Below are 17,543 nucleotides of genomic sequence, written 5' to 3'. Positions count from 1 at the left end.
AGCCCAGGGGAGCCGCAGTGAAAAGGCCCAAGCGACTGTTTATCAAAAACACAGGTCTCTGCGAAGCCGTAAGGCGAAGTATAGGGGCTGACACCTGCCCGGTGCTGGAAGGTTAAGGGGAGCGCTTAGCGCAAGCGAAGGTGCGAACCGAAGCCCCAGTAAACGGCGGCCGTAACTATAACGGTCCTAAGGTAGCGAAATTCCTTGTCGGGTAAGTTCCGACCCGCACGAAAGGTGTAACGACTTGGGCACTGTCTCAACGAGAGACCCGGTGAAATCATAGTACCTGTGAAGATGCAGGTTACCCGCGACAGGACGGAAAGACCCCGTGGAGCTTTACTGCAGCCTGATATTGAATGTTGGTGCGACATGTACAGCATAGGTGGGAGACTGAGAAGCCTGGACGCCAGTCTAGGTGGAGTCGCCGTTGGGATACCACCCTTGTCGTACTGAGATTCTAACCCGCACCCCTGATCGGGGTGGGAGACAGTGTCAGGTGGGCAGTTTGACTGGGGCGGTCGCCTCCCAAAGCGTAACGGAGGCGCCCAAAGGTTCCCTCAGAATGGTTGGAAATCATTCGAAGAGTGTAAAGGCAGAAGGGAGCTTGACTGCGAGACCTACAAGTCGAGCAGGGACGAAAGTCGGGCTTAGTGATCCGGTGGTTCCGAATGGAAGGGCCATCGCTCAACGGATAAAAGCTACCCCGGGGATAACAGGCTTATCTCCCCCAAGAGTCCACATCGACGGGGAGGTTTGGCACCTCGATGTCGGCTCATCGCATCCTGGGGCTGTAGTCGGTCCCAAGGGTTGGGCTGTTCGCCCATTAAAGCGGTACGCGAGCTGGGTTCAGAACGTCGTGAGACAGTTCGGTCCCTATCCGTCGCGGGCGTAGGAAATTTGAGAGGAGCTGTCCTTAGTACGAGAGGACCGGGATGGACGCACCGCTGGTGTACCAGTTGTCCCGCCAGGGGCACAGCTGGGTAGCTATGTGCGGAAGGGATAAGCGCTGAAAGCATCTAAGCGTGAAGCCCCCCTCAAGATGAGATTTCCCATCGCGTCAAGCGAGTAAGATCCCTTGAAGATGACAAGGTAGATAGGTCCGAGGTGGAAGCGTGGCGACACGTGCAGCTGACGGATACTAATCGATCGAGGACTTAACTAAACACACAAGAAAAGCGGAGAACGGTTCTTGACGTAGTCAAGAAAACGTCCGACGGAGCCGAGAGCTTTTGACGAAGACGTGCGTGCACGTCGAACGGAAAAAGCGAAGGCGCAGGAGGATGTTAGTTCGAAGCTAGACATCAAGAAAAGCGAAGGCGACTGTTCTGTTATCTAGTTTTGAAGGAATTATCCTTCACGCCGAAAGAGGCGAAACGAAAGAGCATGTTTGCTCGGTGACGATGGCGGAGAGGTCACACCCGTTCCCATCCCGAACACGGAAGTTAAGCTCTCCAGCGCCGATGGTAGTTGGCGGGACACCGCCTGCGAGAGTAGGACGTTGCCGGGCAAGAAAAAGACCAAGACTAAATTGTCTTGGTCTTTTTGTTTTATATCGTGAATGCAATGGGTAAAATATATGAGAAAAAGAAGGGAATCCTTGCATTTTTGAAGAAATCCGTATATATTAAAATTAAAGTCAAATATAGTCAAAGTCAACTGGCAGAGGAGGGATTATGTGAGGAATATCTCTGATGTCATTGAGCAATATTTAAAACAAGTATTAAATATGAGCGGAAAAGATATCGTTGAGATTAAACGAAGCGAAATTGCAGACAAGTTTCAGTGTGTTCCTTCGCAAATAAATTATGTTATTAACACACGCTTTACGTTAGAAAGAGGATACATTGTTGAGAGTAAACGAGGTGGCGGTGGCTATATCCGCATAATGAAAGTGAAGACTCAAAATACTTCCCAGCTTATTGATCATTTATTGTCACTTGTTCAAGAAAGAATTAGTCAAACAAATGGAGAACATATTATTCAACGCTTATTAGATGAAAAGGTAATTTCAAAACGAGAAGCGAATATGATGTTAAGCATTATTGATCGCACGGTTTTATCTCTTGACCTTCCTCATCGTGACGAGTTGCGTGCGCGCATATTAAAAGCGATGCTGACATCGTTAAAGTATATGTAGAGAGGGTGAATACTTTGATATGTCAAGAGTGTAATCAACGACCAGCAACGCTTCATTTCACTAAAATTGTTAATGGGGAGAAGACAGAATTTCATCTTTGTGAGCAATGCGCTCACGAAAAAGGCGAAATGTTTATGTTCCCGCATCAAGGAGCTTTTTCAATCAATAATTTAATTGCTGGACTATTAAATATGGATGCATCGCTAAAAGAGCCAAAAGCTCCCTCTTTTCACAATGAACATATATTACAATGTGAGCTTTGTAAAATGACATACGCCCAATTCGTTAAAGTCGGTCGTTTTGGTTGTGCAAGTTGTTATGAAACGTTTCGTAGCCATTTACCACCTATTTTTCGAAAGTTACATGGAGGACATGTAGCGCATGAGGGAAAAATTCCGAAGCGAGTAGGAGGTACGTTGTACGTCCGTAAGCAAATCGGGCAGTTGAAACAAATGTTACAGGAGCTTATTGCTAAAGAACAATTTGAGAAAGCTGCTGAAGTGCGTGATCAAATTCGAGAACTTGAAGCAAAATTACATGCGGAAGGGGGCGCCTAATTATATGAACGAATATTTGTTTTTCCAACGCGCTCTCAGTCCATGGATGAATGAAGAGGGGCCAGATTCTGATATTGTACTTAGTAGCCGTATTCGTTTAGCGAGAAATATGAAAAAATATCCGTTCCCAACGGTATTTACAAATGAAGAAGCAATGCAAATTGTTCAGTTGTTTGAACGATTATTTTTACAAAAAAGTCTTGGTCACGTTGGCCCTTTTTTCTTATTAAAAATGAATGAATTACAATCTATTGAAAAACGTGTATTAGTTGAAAAACATTTAATTAGCCCTCATTTAGCTGAAGATTGTACGTTTGGTGCATGTTTATTATCCGAACAAGAAGAAGCAAGTATTATGATCAACGAGGAAGATCATATTCGTATTCAATGTTTATTTGCTGGTTTTCAGCTGAAAGAAGCATTGAAAATGGCAAATGCTTTGGATGACTGGATTGAACAACATATTGACTACGCTTTCGACGAAAAGTACGGTTATTTGACGAGCTGTCCAACGAATGTCGGCACAGGTTTGCGAGCATCTGTAATGATGCATTTGCCGGGTCTTGTGTTAACACAGCAAATGAATCAATTGATTCCTGCGATCAACCAGCTCGGTCTAGTTGTTCGCGGCACGTATGGAGAAGGTAGTGAAGCGTTAGGAAACATTTTTCAAATTTCTAATCAAATTACACTTGGAAAAAGTGAAGAGGATATTGTTGAAGATTTAACAGGAGTTGTTCGTCAACTAATTGAACAAGAACGAATGGCGCGTGAGGCATTAGTCAAAACTTCTAACATACAATTAGAAGATAAGGTATATCGTTCCTACGGTGTGCTAACGAACAGCCGGATCATTGGTTCAAAAGAGGCTGCCCAATGTTTATCTGATGTACGATTAGGCATCGATCTCGGATATATTACGAACGTACCAAAAACAATTTTAACAGAGCTAATGATTTTGACGCAGCCCGGCTTTTTACAAAAGTATGCTGGTGGTGCATTACGCCCGCAAGAACGTGATGTTCGTCGTGCATCGCTCATTCGTGAACGATTACACCAATGGAAGTGAATTAAAGGAGGTTGATGAAAATGATGTTCGGACGTTTTACAGAACGAGCACAAAAAGTGTTAGCATTAGCGCAAGAGGAAGCGGTTCGGTTAGGACATAACAATATCGGAACAGAGCACATTTTGCTCGGTCTTATTCGAGAAGGGGAAGGAATTGCAGCAAAAGCGCTTATGGCGCTCGGATTAGGGCCAGATAAAATTCAAAAAGAAGTTGAATCGCTCATCGGACGTGGAAACGAAGTAGGACAAACGATTCATTACACGCCTCGTGCCAAAAAAGTAATTGAATTGTCAATGGATGAAGCTAGAAAACTTGGGCATTCTTACGTTGGTACAGAGCATATTTTGCTTGGTCTTATTCGAGAAGGAGAAGGTGTAGCGGCTCGCGTTTTAAATAATTTAGGGGTAAGCTTAAATAAAGCTCGCCAACAAGTACTTCAATTATTAGGAAGCAACGAGTCTGCTTCAGGACATCATGGGGGAACAACGCATGCCAATACCCCAACATTAGATAGTTTAGCCCGCGATTTAACAGCGATCGCTCGTGAAGGCGGTTTAGACCCTGTCATTGGAAGAAGTAAAGAAATTCAACGCGTCATTGAAGTGTTAAGCCGTAGAACGAAAAATAACCCTGTTTTAATCGGGGAGCCAGGTGTAGGAAAAACGGCTATTGCTGAAGGACTAGCTCAACAAATCGTCAATAACGAAGTGCCAGAGACGCTTCGTGATAAGCGTGTCATGACGCTTGACATGGGAACGGTCGTGGCAGGTACAAAATATCGTGGAGAATTTGAAGATCGTTTGAAAAAAGTGATGGATGAAATTCGTCAAGCAGGAAATATCATTTTGTTTATTGACGAATTGCATACGCTCATCGGAGCTGGTGGCGCAGAGGGAGCTATTGATGCATCAAATATTTTAAAACCGTCTCTTGCACGTGGAGAGTTGCAATGTATTGGCGCAACAACATTGGATGAATATCGCAAATATATTGAAAAAGATGCGGCGTTAGAAAGACGTTTTCAACCAATTCATGTTGGTGAGCCGACAGTTGAAGAATCGATCCAAATTTTAAAAGGGTTGCGAGATCGTTATGAGGCTCACCATCGCGTTTCGATTTCAGATGAGGCAATTGAGCAAGCTGTGAAGCTTTCAGATCGCTACATTTCAGATCGATTTTTACCAGATAAAGCAATTGACTTAATTGACGAGGCTTGCTCGAAAGTACGTTTACGTTCGTTTACGACCCCACCAAATTTAAAAGAGCTTGAACAAAAACTTGAGGAAATTCGTAAAGAAAAAGATGCAGCGGTACAAAGCCAGGAGTTTGAAAAAGCAGCATCATTACGAGATGCAGAACAAAAATTGCGCGAACAACTTGAAGAAACGAAACGAGCATGGAAAGAGAAACAAGGTCAAGAAAACTCCGAAGTAACTGTAGAGGACATCGCAGCTGTCGTATCTAGCTGGACGGGAATCCCGGTTTCCAAATTAGCTCAAACAGAAACAGAACGGTTGTTAAAACTAGAAGAAATTTTACATTCCCGTGTGATCGGACAAGAAGAAGCTGTCAAAGCAGTTGCAAAAGCAGTTCGTCGCGCCCGTGCAGGCTTAAAAGATCCAAAACGCCCAATCGGTTCGTTTATTTTCCTCGGTCCGACGGGTGTCGGAAAAACAGAATTAGCCCGTGCGCTTGCAGAAGCGATGTTTGGTGATGAAGATGCAATGATTCGAATTGACATGTCTGAATATATGGAGAAACATTCGACATCACGTCTTGTCGGTTCACCTCCGGGATATGTTGGCTACGAAGAAGGTGGACAATTAACGGAAAAAGTTCGTCGCAAGCCGTATTCTGTCATCTTATTAGATGAGATTGAAAAGGCTCATCCAGACGTATTTAACATTTTACTACAAGTATTAGAAGATGGGCGTTTAACGGATTCGAAAGGACGGACAGTTGATTTCCGAAATACGATCATTATTATGACATCAAACGTTGGTGCGGATGCGCTGAAGAGAAATAAATACGTTGGCTTCAATGTGCAAGACGAGAGTCAACAGTACAAAGATATGAAAGGGAAAGTGATGGACGAATTGAAAAAGGCGTTTCGTCCGGAATTTTTAAACCGAATTGATGAAATTATTGTGTTCCATTCGCTTGAGAAGAAACATTTGAAAGAAATTGTTTCATTAATGGTTGAGCAATTGAAAAAACGCCTACAAGAACAACAAATCGATTTAGAGTTAACCGATGCCGCAATTGAAAAATTAGCAGAAGAAGGTTACGATTTAGAATATGGTGCACGTCCATTGCGTCGCGCGATTCAAAAACATGTTGAAGACCGTTTATCTGAAGAGCTGTTAAAAGGAACAATCGGCAGCGGACAAAAAGTTGTCATGGATGTAAAGGACGGACAGTTTGTTGTGTTGACAAAAGAGACAGTAAAATAACGAAAACAAGGTATGCTTACACGCATACCTTGTTTTTCATCATGAAAGGAATGGAGTTATGGTTAAGCGGAAAACAAAGTTCGTTTGCCAACATTGTGGATATGAAACGGCGAAATGGATGGGGAAATGTCCGGGGTGCCATTCGTGGAATGCGATGGTTGAAGAAACGGAAATAGTAAAACCACACACCCGAGCATTATTTGTGCATACAGAAGGTGGAACAACTAAACCTGTATCGATTACAACGGTGGAAACAACGCAGGAGCCGAGAATTGATACGAAGTTTACAGAATTTAACCGTGTGTTAGGAGGCGGCATTGTTCGTGGTTCTCTCGTTTTGATTGGGGGGGATCCGGGTATTGGGAAATCGACGTTGTTGCTACAGATTTGCGCTCAACTCGCAAGCGATGACTACTCCGTTTTATATATTTCCGGGGAAGAATCGGTAAAACAAACGAAGTTGCGTGCTGAACGGTTGCATGTGACAGCTAAACGTTTATACGTTTTATCTGAAACAAACTTAGAACATATTATCCAAACGGTTGACGAGATGAAGCCAGCGTTTGTCGTTATTGATTCCATCCAAACGATATATCGATCAGAAATTACATCGGCCCCAGGGAGCGTTTCACAAGTTCGTGAATGTACGGCAGAGTTAATGAGACTAGCTAAAACAAAAGGTATTGCGATTTTTATAGTTGGGCATGTTACAAAAGAAGGAGCGCTTGCAGGACCGCGCATTTTAGAACATATGGTTGATACTGTATTATATTTTGAGGGAGAGCGTCATCATACGTATCGCATTTTACGGGCAGTGAAAAATCGATTCGGTTCCACAAACGAAATCGGTATTTTCGAAATGAAAGAAATGGGGCTTACCGAAGTCAAAAACCCATCAGAAATTTTTTTAGAAGAGCGTTCGAAAGGTGCAGCTGGGTCAACGGTCGTCGCTTCCATGGAGGGAACGAGACCGGTGTTAGTTGAAATTCAAGCGTTAGTATCGCCGACTAGCTTTGGAACGCCACGTCGAATGGCGACAGGAATAGACCATAATCGCGTATCTTTACTAATGGCTGTGCTTGAAAAAAGAGTTGGTCTGCTTCTTCAAAACCAAGATGCATATTTAAAGGTGGCTGGTGGCATAAAGTTAGATGAACCTGCAATTGACTTAGCGATTGCGGTAAGCATTGCATCTAGCTTTCGAGATCAACCAACAAATCATACGGACGTTGTAATCGGGGAAGTTGGATTAACAGGGGAAGTGCGTCGTGTCTCCCGCATTGAACAGCGTGTACAAGAAGCTGCTAAACTTGGCTTTCAGCGCATCATTATTCCGAAAAGCAACATCGGTGGGTGGAACATTCCAAAAGGTGTTGAAATCATCGGAATAGCTAATGTCGAAGAGGCGCTATACTACGCATTAGGAGAAGGGAAAAATGGTCCAATATTTTAACAAAACCATTAAAAAATGATTAAAAATGATGTTCAGATTGGTTTCAAACATTGGAAACTGTTTATAATGTAATAGAGGAGGTGAAAAACGTGTTAAAACGAATTGTGCAAGCATCTTTTTTAATTACTGGGGGAATGTTAGGAATTATTTTCTTTCCTACTTTGTTGAAAATGTTGCATTTAAATGATCTTCCTTATGTCAATAGCCCATATGTAGCGGCCCCAGTTGGTGCGATCATCGTATTCCTTCTCACGTTCTGGTTAGTCGATCATGTGGTTGGACTTATTCATTGGATGGAAGAAACGTTAGTCAAAGCACCTGTAACTGATTTATTATTTGGAAGTCTCGGTTTGATTTTCGGCTTGATTGTAGCCTTTTTAGTCGTTATTCCATTAAACTCTATTCAAATTCCGCTTGTTAATACGATATTGCCTATTTTTCTTACGCTATTGTTAGGGTATTTAGGATTTCAAGTCGGATTTAAAAAGCGCGATGAGTTAATGGGCTTATTTTCGTTGTCAAACCGAAGTGGCAAGAAAAAAGGTGGCGAAGAAGAGGAGAAAAAAGGAAAATCGCTAAAAATTTTAGATACGAGTGTCATTATTGACGGGCGTATTGCGGATATTTGCCAGACGGGCTTTTTGGAAGGGACGATCGTTATACCGCGTTTTGTGCTAGAAGAATTGCAACATATTGCTGATTCTTCGGATGCACTAAAAAGAAATCGTGGACGGAGAGGGCTTGATATTTTAAACCGTATCCAAAAAGAGTTAGCCATTAACGTTGAAATATACGAAGGCGACTTTGAAGGAATCCAGGAAGTCGACAGCAAGCTCGTCAAATTGGCTCAATTGACATCAGGTGTTGTTGTGACAAATGACTTTAATTTAAATAAAGTATGCGAACTACAAAATGTTCCCGTATTAAATATTAACGACTTGGCGAACGCGGTAAAACCAATCGTTCTTCCGGGGGAAGAATTGAATGTTCACGTCATTAAAGACGGAAAAGAACAAAATCAAGGCGTTGCTTATTTAGATGACGGAACGATGATCGTTGTAGAAGATGGGAAGGACTATATCGGAAAACGAGTCGATGTGCTTGTAACGAGCGTGTTACAAACTTCGGCTGGAAGAATGATTTTTGCTAAATTAAAACTACTTGAAAAAGCATTATAAGCTGTTAGGAGATAGGAGAATGAATTACCATGTCGTTATACCGGCAGCTGGTCAAGGAAAACGAATGAATGCAGGAATAAACAAACAGTTTATTGAGCTTGAAGGGATACCGGTTATTATTCATACGTTACGTGTATTTGAAAGAGATGATTTTTGTCAAGGTGTTGTGTTAGTTATTAACGATCAAGAACGTGACCAATTTGTTCGTATGCTTCGTTGTTTTGAAATAAAAAAAGTGAATGCCCTTGTTTCAGGAGGGGAAGAAAGACAGCAGAGCGTCTATAACGGACTAAAAGCGGTCAACGATGGTCACATTGTGCTCATTCACGACGGTGCTCGCCCGTTTGTAACAATCAAGAAAATTCACGAACTTGTGCATGCAACAAAGGAGACGGGAGCAGCTGTGCTCGCTGTTCCTGTCAAAGATACAATGAAACAGGTGGTCGATGGCCATATTGAGAAAACGGTCGATCGATCGAGCTTGTGGGCTGTGCAAACGCCACAAGCTTTTTCCATGTCATTAATTCTTAATGCCCATGAGCGGGCAAAAAAAGAGCGATTTATCGGAACAGATGATGCCAGTCTTGTTGAGCGGATGGGTCATCGTGTCGTCATTGTCGAAGGTGAGTATACAAACATTAAACTAACGACACCGGAAGATTTATTATTTGCGAAAGCGATTTTACGTGCGAGAGGGGATCGATGATGTATCGAATTGGACAAGGATTTGATGTTCATCAGTTTGCTGAAGGGCGTCCGCTTATCATTGGTGGAATCAACATTCCGTATGAGAAAGGATTGCTCGGACATTCTGATGCGGACGTGTTGTTGCATGCGATTGCTGATGCTTGTTTAGGAGCCATTGGTGAAGGGGATATCGGAAAACATTTCCCTGATACAGATGAAGCATACAAAGACGTTGACTCTGCGCTACTTTTACAACACGTATGGAAACTTGTTCGTCAACACGGGTATACGCTTGTTAACGTTGACTGTACGATTATTGCGCAAAAACCAAAAATGGCACCACATATTCCAAATATGCAAAAACGGATTGCTGAATTGTTAGAAGGGGATATTTCACAAGTTAACGTCAAGGCGACGACAACAGAAAAACTTGGCTTCACAGGGAGAGAGGAAGGAATTGCCGCACAAGCTGTTGTTTTGTTACAAAAAAATAATGAATGATGGATTTTGTATGCGGTTTACGGTACAATGAGGTACAGAAATTAGGTAGATGGAGGTCATGACATGACACAGGAAGTAAGGGTGCGCTACGCGCCAAGTCCGACGGGTCATTTACATATTGGTGGTGCGCGCACAGCGTTGTTTAACTATTTGTTTGCTCGTCACCATCATGGGAAATTCATCGTTCGCATTGAAGATACAGATATTGAACGGAATGTAGAAGGTGGCGAACAATCACAGCTTGAAAACTTGAAATGGCTCGGTATTGAATATGATGAATCGGTAGACAAAGACGGAGGATATGGTCCTTATCGTCAAACAGAGCGTCTGCATATTTATCGCCAATATACAAACGAATTGTTAGAAAAAGGCTATGCGTATAAATGTTTTTGTACGCCTGAGGAGCTAGAGCAAGAGCGTGAGGCACAAAAAGCGGCGGGCATTGCGGCACCGCAATATAGTGGCAAATGCCGTCATTTAACGCCAGAGCAAGTTCAACAGCTTGAATCTGAAGGAAAACCGTATACGATTCGTTTAAAAGTACCGGAAGGAAAAGTATATGAATTTGAAGATATGGTGCGCGGTCGTGTATCATTTGAATCGAAAGATATTGGCGATTGGGTGATCGTAAAGGCCAATGGCATCCCGACGTACAACTTCGCTGTCGTCATTGACGATCATTTAATGAAAATTACACATGTATTCCGCGGTGAAGAACATTTATCAAACACACCGAAACAGTTAATGGTGTATGAATATTTCGGTTGGAAGCCGCCAAAATACGCACATTTAACATTAATTGTAAATGAAAATCGTAAAAAATTATCAAAGCGCGATGAGTCAATTATTCAATTCGTTTCTCAATATAAAGAACTCGGATATTTACCAGAAGCGATGTTTAACTTTTTTGCGCTATTAGGTTGGTCGCCAGAGGGAGAAGAAGAAATTTTCACGAAAGAAGAGCTTATTCGCATGTTTGATGTGTCCCGTTTATCAAAATCGCCATCGATGTTTGATAAACAAAAGCTGACATGGATGAACAATCAATATATCAAAAAACTTGATTTAGATCGGTTAGTGGAACTATCGCTCCCTCACTTAATTCGAGCAGGGCGCTTGCCGAAACAAATGACCGATGAACAAAAACAGTGGGCTCGTGATTTAATCGCACTATATCAAGAGCAAATGAGCTACGGCGCTGAAATTGTTGAGCTATCAGAGTTGTTCTTTAAACAAGAAATCGAGTATGATGAAGAGGCAAAGGCTGTTTTAGCTGGCGAACAAGTGCCGAATGTATTAAAAGCATTTTATGAGCAAATGGAACAGCTTGCAACGTTTGATAGTGACCACATTAAAGCAGCCATTAAAGCGGTACAAAAAGAAACGGGGCAAAAAGGGAAAAACTTATTCATGCCGATTCGTGTGGCGGTAACAGGGCAAACGCACGGTCCAGAACTTCCAGAGGCGATTCGTTTGCTCGGAAAAGAAGCGGTATTGTCTCGATTAGTAAAATTCATCCGTTAACATTTCCTCGTTTATATAATAAAATAGGTGTAACCTATATTGGTGAAAGCGTTGATGAGGAGAAGTAAAAAGAATCAGCATGTCAGAGAGAACCACCTTGGCTGGAAGTGGTTTATGCTTGATTCTTTTGAAATGCACCTCGGAGCCTCCTTTCGAACCAGAGACGTTCTGTAGTAGAATGGAGCGGATTCCCTTCCGTTATAAGGGCAAGAGTGAGCCTTCGGCTAAACAGAGTGGAACCGCGCAACCAAGCGTCTCTGTGTCATTGTACACAGAGACGTTTTTTATTTGAAAAATAACAAAGGGGGGAGCAATATGTTTAAAACATTAAAAGAAGATATTGAAGTTATTTTTGAACAAGATCCGGCAGCAAGAAGTTATTTAGAGGTTATTTTGACGTACTCAGGTTTACATGCCATTTGGGCACATCGTATTGCCCACGCGCTTTATAAGCGAAAATTTTATTTTTTAGCGCGCCTCATTTCGCAAATTAGTCGCTTTGTTACGGGTATTGAAATTCATCCCGGCGCGAAGATCGGTCGGCGCTTTTTCATCGATCATGGTATGGGAGTTGTCATTGGAGAAACGTGCGAAATTGGTGATAACGTGACAGTGTATCAAGGCGTCACACTTGGAGGAACAGGGAAAGAAAAAGGAAAGCGTCATCCGACCATTAAAGATAATTGTTTGATTGCGACTGGCGCCAAAGTGCTTGGTTCCATTACTATTGGAGAAAACAGTAAAATTGGAGCCGGATCGGTCGTGTTGAAAGATGTACCACCGAACTCAACAGTCGTTGGAATTCCAGGTCGCGTCGTTGTGCAAAATGGCGTGCGTGTGAATAAAGATTTAAATCATTGTGATTTACCGGATCCAATTGCAGATCGTTTTAAAGAGTTAGAAGCAGAAATCGAGCAACTAAAAACACAATTAGAAGAACTAAAGAAAGGAACGGTGAACCATGAGCATTCAAGTGTATAATACGTTGACGAGAAAAAAAGAACCGTTTATCCCGTTAGAGCCAAATAAAGTGAAAATGTACGTATGCGGTCCAACAGTATACAACTACATTCATATTGGGAACGCTCGTCCAGCTATCGTATTCGATACGATTCGCCGCTACTTACAATTTCGTGGCTATGAAGTGCAATACGTCTCGAATTTCACGGATGTAGACGATAAACTTATTCGAGCAGCAAGGGAATTAGGTGAAGATGTACCGACCATTGCAGAACGGTTTATTGAGGCGTACTTTGAAGATATTACAGCACTCGGTTGCAAAAAAGCGGACGTCCATCCGCGTGTCACCGAAAACATTGATACAATTATTCAATTTATTGAACAACTGATCGAAAAAGGGTATGCGTATGAAGTGGACGGTGACGTATATTATCGAACGCGTCGTTTCTCTGACTACGGAAAATTATCTCATCAATCGGTCGATGAATTAAAATCAGGTGCTCGTATTGAAGTAGGAGAGAAAAAAGAAGACCCTCTTGATTTTGCTTTATGGAAAGCGGCAAAAGAAGGAGAAATTTATTGGGATAGTCCATGGGGGAAAGGTCGTCCGGGCTGGCATATCGAATGCTCCGCGATGGCACGTAAATATTTAGGGGATACGATTGATATTCATGCTGGGGGACAAGATTTAACGTTCCCGCACCACGAAAATGAAATTGCCCAATCTGAGGCATTAACAGGAAAGCCTTTTGCGAAATATTGGTTGCATAACGGCTACATTAATATCGATAATGAAAAAATGTCAAAATCGCTTGGAAACTTTATTTTAGTGCACGATATTATTAAGCAAGTTGATCCGCAAGTGCTACGTTTCTTTATGCTTTCGGTTCATTATCGCCATCCGATCAACTATAGCCAACCGTTGCTTGAAAGTGCAAGAAGCGGGTTGGAGCGCTTAAAGACTGCATATGCGAACTTAAAACACCGTTTAGAAAGTAGCACGAATTTAACGACAAATGATGAACAATGGCTAGCAAAAATTGAGGAATTAAGAAACGAGTTTGTTCGCGAAATGGATGATGATTTTAATACCGCAAACGGGATCGCGGTTTTGTTTGAGCTAGCGAAACAAGCAAATGTCTACCTAATGGAAAATCATACATCGCAACAAGTTATTCAAGCTTTTTTACAACAGTTTGAACAGCTTTTTGATGTGCTAGGCCTTTCTTTACAACAAGATGAGTTGCTTGATGAGGAAATTGAAGCGCTTATCCAAAAACGCATTGAAGCACGGAAAAATCGCGACTTTGCATTAGCCGACCGCATTCGCGATGAATTAAAGGCAAAAAACATCATTTTAGAAGATACACCACAAGGGACGAGATGGAGAAGAGGATAAAACGATGTTGCATTTGTTTAACAAAATGAAAGATTTTCAGCAGTTAAACGGTTTAACGTTAGCCTACATTGGTGATGCCGTATACGAATTATTCGTACGGCATCACCTTCTGACCTTAGGAAAAGTAAAACCAAACGATTTACACAACTTAGCAAAAACGTACGTTTGTGCTAAGGCGCAGGCGAAAGTATTACAATGGTTGCTCAATCATAACCAACTTTCTGAGCAGGAAATGGCTATTGTTCGAAGAGGTCGTAATGCAAAATCAGGGAGTACCCCGAAAAATACAGATGTACAAACGTACCGTCAAAGTACAGGGCTCGAAGCATTAATCGGTTACCATTTTTTGAGTGGAAATGAAGAACGACTTCATCAATTAATGCAGTTGGCGTTACATGTACATCAAAACGATGAGGAAAGGAGGAAGTAATGATGGATCTCATTATTGGTAAAAACCCGGTGTTAGAAGCATTAAAATCTGGACGAGAAATGAATAAAATATGGATTGCTGAAGGCTCACAACGTGGTCAAATGCAATCGATCATTCAGCTCGCAAAAGAGATGGGTATTACGGTACAATATGTTCCTAAAAAAAAGATGGATCAATTAAGTGACGGCAATCATCAAGGGGTCATTGCGCAAGTTGCTGCATACCGATACTATGACATAGATGATTTATTTAAAAAGGCAGAAGAGCAAGGGGAAGTACCATTTTTTATTATTTTAGATGAGCTTGAAGATCCACACAATTTAGGATCAATCATGCGAACAGCTGATGCGGTAGGTGCCCACGGTATCATTATCCCGAAGCGCCGCTCAGTTAGTTTAACTGCAACGGTAGCGAAAGCATCAACGGGTGCGATTGAATATGTACCTGTTGCGCGGGTGACAAACTTAGCGAGAACGGTAGATGAATTAAAAGAGCGGGGCGTTTGGATTTTTGGAACGGACGCAAAAGGAACTCAAGATTATCGTCAACTTGATGGAGTCATTCCGTTAGCCTTAATTATCGGTAGTGAAGGGAAAGGAATAAGCCGTTTATTACGAGACAAATGCGATGTGCTCGTTCGTTTGCCGATGATAGGACATGTCACATCGTTAAATGCCTCGGTTGCGGCGAGCTTGTTAATGTATGAGGTGTACCGAAAGCGTCATCCATTAGGTGAGTAAAATGGATATTTTAATCGTTGATGGCTACAACATCATCGGTGCCTGGCCAGAACTGCGCGAGTTGCGCGATACAGATTTATCGTTAGCGCGCGACCGACTTGTCGAGAAAATGGCGGAATATCAAGCATTTACCGGTTGTAAAGTCATTATTGTTTTCGACGCACACCTCGTACAGGGAACAACAAAAAAATATGTCGATCATCAAGTAGAGGTCATTTTTACAAAGGAAAACGAAACGGCTGATGAGCATATCGAGAAATTAGCGAAATCGCTCCAGCAAGTTCGGACAAAAGTATACGTCGCTACGTCAGACTATACGGAACAATGGGCGATTTTTGGTCAAGGGGCGTTGCGCAAATCAGCTCGGGAGCTACTCATTGAAGTAGATGCGGTGCAGCGAAATATTTCAACAAACGTCAAGCACATTCAACAAAAAAAGCCGATATCAAAAATTCCTCTCACAGACGAAGTCGCAAAAATTTTCGAAAAATGGCGAAGAGGGGAAAAATGAACGATTGACCCTGTAAAAAAATGTACTGTATAATACTTTTATCCATGTGCAGGGCGGGGGGAGTCGGCGTGAGCGCAAATGCAAACGAAAAACAACAAAGCCGTTACGAACAATTAGAAGATGAAATGATTGTAGAACTCGTACATCAAGGTGATAGTGAGGCGCTTGATTACTTAATTCATAAGTATAAAAATTTTGTTCGAGCGAAAGCACGTTCATATTTTTTAGTCGGTGCAGATCGCGAAGATATTGTGCAAGAAGGAATGATAGGTCTATATAAAGCAATCCGAGATTTTAAGGAAGATAAGCAATCTTCATTTAAGGCGTTTGCAGAGTTATGCATTACTCGCCAAATGATTACAGCTATTAAGATGGCTACGCGCCAAAAACACATTCCTCTCAATTGTTACGTTTCATTGGACAAGCCAATTTACGAAGATGATTCTGCCCGTACATTGATGGACGTTCTTTCGGGAACGAAAATAACAAATCCCGAAGAACTAATTATTAATAGAGAAGAGTTCAATCACATTGAAGAAAAGATGACCGAACTACTTAGCGATTTAGAAAGAAAAGTGCTTCTCCTTTATTTAGAAGGCCGATCATATCAAGAAATTTCGGAAGAACTCAATCGTCACGTGAAATCCATTGATAACGCACTACAGCGCGTGAAACGCAAACTAGAAAAGTATGTAGAAATTCAAGGAATTCGTTTATAATATTGACATAAAAAAATATTGTATGATACAGTTTTTAAGACGCAGTGTATCGGAGGAAAACGTATGCGCAAAAAAGTGATTTTAGCGTGTAGTCAATGTTTAAGCCGAAACTATACAACGATGAAAAATATAGCTCATCACGATGAGCGGCTAGAGATGAAAAAGTTTTGTAAAACATGCCATACGCATACGATTCACCGTGAAACGAAGTAAGTTGATGATCCCGAGATGTTGGAGGGTTTTCTATGCAACGAGTAACGAAGTTTTTCCGCGAAGTTGTTCGCGAGATGAAAAAAGTCAGCTGGCCAAAACGAAAAGAACTAGTGAACTATACAATTACCGTTCTGGCGACGGTGGCGTTTTTTACTGTATTTTTTGCTGTTGTTGATTTAGGAATTTCAGAGTTAGTTCGTTTTATACTTGAATAGTGATCGTATATCCATGGTATAATGAAAGATAACAAACAAGAAATAAAGCCCGGTAACGGGTTTTTATTTTGCCTAAAAAAGATTTGTTTAGGGAGGGAAGGACGATATCGTCCCATCAAATGGAAAAGAATTGGTATGTTATTCATACGTATTCGGGTTATGAAAATAAGGTAAAAACAAACTTAGAAAAACGTGTTGAGTCGATGGGCATGCAAGATAAAATTTTTCGCGTCGTTGTGCCTGAGGAGGAAGAAACAGACATAAAAGGTGGCAAAAAGAAAGTTGTCAAAAAGAAAGTTTTTCCAGGTTACGTCCTTGTTGAAATGATTATGACAGACGATTCTTGGTATGTCGTTCGTAATACTCCGGGGGTAACAGGGTTCGTTGGTTCAGCTGGTGCTGGATCTAAACCGACGCCGCTTCTTGAAGAAGAAGTTTCTGCGATTTTAAAACGGATGGGCTTTGATTTAATCGAGTTAGACTTTGATTTCGAATTAAATGAAGCAGTTCGCATTAAAGAAGGCCCGTTTGCGAATTTTGTTGGAACGATCCAAGAAATCGAAATGGATAAGCAAAAAGTAACTGTGCTCGTTGACATGTTCGGGCGTGAAACACCAGTAGAGCTTGACTTTTCGCAAATTGAAAAAATATAATAGTAAACAACTTGCAAATGAGCAAGAAAAGTGATAATATTTTAAGGTCAGTATGTCTCAATCATTGAGACGAATGCGATGATTGTTTTCATATATGGAGTGGGAGGGAATATCCCTAATACCACATCACGGACTTAAGGAGGT

At 41.7% G+C, this 17,543-nt stretch carries 18 protein-coding genes, 2 rRNA genes and 1 other annotated feature; all 20 genes read left to right on the top strand.

The genetic code is table 11. The features are described 5' to 3' along the window. Nucleotides 1-1,162: ribosomal RNA gene (locus tag LD028_RS13880) — 23S ribosomal RNA — on the top strand; the annotation flags it as partial. Between the two features lie 228 nt (nucleotides 1,163-1,390). After that, nucleotides 1,391-1,507 (top strand): 5S ribosomal RNA (gene rrf, locus LD028_RS13875). Nucleotides 1,508-1,675: 168 nt separating this feature from the next. Beyond that, nucleotides 1,676-2,137: a CtsR family transcriptional regulator gene (locus LD028_RS13870; RefSeq protein WP_006322691.1), complete on the top strand. Its 462-nt coding sequence runs from the start codon at nucleotides 1,676-1,678 to the stop codon at nucleotides 2,135-2,137. A 14-nt stretch (nucleotides 2,138-2,151) separates the two neighbouring features. After that, on the top strand, nucleotides 2,152-2,694 hold the full coding sequence (mcsA, locus tag LD028_RS13865; protein ID WP_237812097.1) for a protein-arginine kinase activator protein McsA: 543 nt from the start codon (nucleotides 2,152-2,154) through the stop codon (nucleotides 2,692-2,694). A gap of 4 nt (nucleotides 2,695-2,698) precedes the next feature. Further along, complete coding sequence (gene mcsB / locus LD028_RS13860; RefSeq protein ID WP_237812096.1) at nucleotides 2,699-3,763, top strand: protein-arginine kinase McsB; 1,065 nt, start codon at nucleotides 2,699-2,701, stop codon at nucleotides 3,761-3,763. A gap of 20 nt (nucleotides 3,764-3,783) precedes the next feature. After that, entirely contained in the window at nucleotides 3,784-6,216 is a 2,433-nt protein-coding gene (gene clpC / locus LD028_RS13855; RefSeq protein WP_041637576.1) for an ATP-dependent protease ATP-binding subunit ClpC, read from the top strand. Between the two features lie 58 nt (nucleotides 6,217-6,274). After that, nucleotides 6,275-7,669, top strand: a complete 1,395-nt coding sequence (gene radA / locus LD028_RS13850; protein WP_237812095.1) for a DNA repair protein RadA — start codon at nucleotides 6,275-6,277, stop codon at nucleotides 7,667-7,669. Nucleotides 7,670-7,758: 89 nt separating this feature from the next. After that, the gene (locus tag LD028_RS13845; RefSeq protein WP_237812094.1) at nucleotides 7,759-8,847 is read left to right on the top strand and encodes a PIN/TRAM domain-containing protein; all 1,089 of its coding nucleotides are present in this window, start codon (nucleotides 7,759-7,761) and stop codon (nucleotides 8,845-8,847) included. Nucleotides 8,848-8,866: 19 nt separating this feature from the next. Beyond that, nucleotides 8,867-9,553, top strand: coding sequence for a 2-C-methyl-D-erythritol 4-phosphate cytidylyltransferase (gene ispD / locus LD028_RS13840; RefSeq protein ID WP_006322683.1), 687 nt, complete (start codon nucleotides 8,867-8,869; stop codon nucleotides 9,551-9,553). Then, a complete protein-coding gene (gene ispF, locus LD028_RS13835; RefSeq protein WP_004888624.1) occupies nucleotides 9,553-10,035 on the top strand; it encodes a 2-C-methyl-D-erythritol 2,4-cyclodiphosphate synthase in 483 nt (160 codons plus the stop codon). The genes ispD and ispF overlap by 1 nt, the downstream gene beginning before the upstream one ends. Nucleotides 10,036-10,098: 63 nt before the next feature. Further along, nucleotides 10,099-11,559, top strand: coding sequence for a glutamate--tRNA ligase (gene gltX / locus LD028_RS13830; RefSeq protein WP_237812093.1), 1,461 nt, complete (start codon nucleotides 10,099-10,101; stop codon nucleotides 11,557-11,559). Nucleotides 11,560-11,601: 42 nt separating this feature from the next. Beyond that, nucleotides 11,602-11,821, top strand: a binding site (T-box leader). Nucleotides 11,822-11,874: 53 nt separating this feature from the next. Next, complete coding sequence (gene cysE / locus LD028_RS13825) at nucleotides 11,875-12,540, top strand: serine O-acetyltransferase (protein WP_237812092.1); 666 nt, start codon at nucleotides 11,875-11,877, stop codon at nucleotides 12,538-12,540. Further along, on the top strand, nucleotides 12,521-13,918 hold the full coding sequence (cysS, locus tag LD028_RS13820) for a cysteine--tRNA ligase (protein WP_237812091.1): 1,398 nt from the start codon (nucleotides 12,521-12,523) through the stop codon (nucleotides 13,916-13,918). The genes cysE and cysS overlap by 20 nt, the downstream gene beginning before the upstream one ends. A 4-nt stretch (nucleotides 13,919-13,922) precedes the next feature. Then, nucleotides 13,923-14,348 carry a Mini-ribonuclease 3 gene (locus LD028_RS13815; RefSeq protein WP_004888631.1) on the top strand — a complete coding sequence of 142 codons (426 nt, stop codon included), beginning with the start codon at nucleotides 13,923-13,925 and terminating at the stop codon, nucleotides 14,346-14,348. A 2-nt stretch (nucleotides 14,349-14,350) separates the two neighbouring features. Beyond that, on the top strand, nucleotides 14,351-15,088 hold the full coding sequence (rlmB, locus tag LD028_RS13810) for a 23S rRNA (guanosine(2251)-2'-O)-methyltransferase RlmB (RefSeq protein ID WP_237812090.1): 738 nt from the start codon (nucleotides 14,351-14,353) through the stop codon (nucleotides 15,086-15,088). A gap of 1 nt (nucleotide 15,089) precedes the next feature. Next, a complete protein-coding gene (locus tag LD028_RS13805; RefSeq protein WP_032101435.1) occupies nucleotides 15,090-15,599 on the top strand; it encodes an NYN domain-containing protein in 510 nt (169 codons plus the stop codon). Nucleotides 15,600-15,643: 44 nt separating this feature from the next. Next, nucleotides 15,644-16,318: an RNA polymerase sporulation sigma factor SigH gene (sigH, locus tag LD028_RS13800; protein WP_370642805.1), complete on the top strand. Its 675-nt coding sequence runs from the start codon at nucleotides 15,644-15,646 to the stop codon at nucleotides 16,316-16,318. A gap of 63 nt (nucleotides 16,319-16,381) precedes the next feature. Then, the gene (gene rpmG, locus LD028_RS13795; RefSeq protein WP_077429984.1) at nucleotides 16,382-16,531 is read left to right on the top strand and encodes a 50S ribosomal protein L33; all 150 of its coding nucleotides are present in this window, start codon (nucleotides 16,382-16,384) and stop codon (nucleotides 16,529-16,531) included. Nucleotides 16,532-16,563: 32 nt separating this feature from the next. Further along, entirely contained in the window at nucleotides 16,564-16,746 is a 183-nt protein-coding gene (gene secE / locus LD028_RS13790; RefSeq protein WP_006322671.1) for a preprotein translocase subunit SecE, read from the top strand. Between the two features lie 119 nt (nucleotides 16,747-16,865). After that, nucleotides 16,866-17,399, top strand: coding sequence for a transcription termination/antitermination protein NusG (nusG, locus tag LD028_RS13785; protein WP_237812088.1), 534 nt, complete (start codon nucleotides 16,866-16,868; stop codon nucleotides 17,397-17,399). Nucleotides 17,400-17,543 lie beyond the last annotated feature (144 nt).

This window comes from Anoxybacillus sp. LAT27, assembly GCF_022030075.1.
GTDB lineage: Bacteria > Bacillota > Bacilli > Bacillales > Anoxybacillaceae > Anoxybacillus > Anoxybacillus kestanbolensis.
Note: the sequence above shows the minus strand (reverse complement) of the source record. Positions and strands in the feature narration are given on the sequence as shown.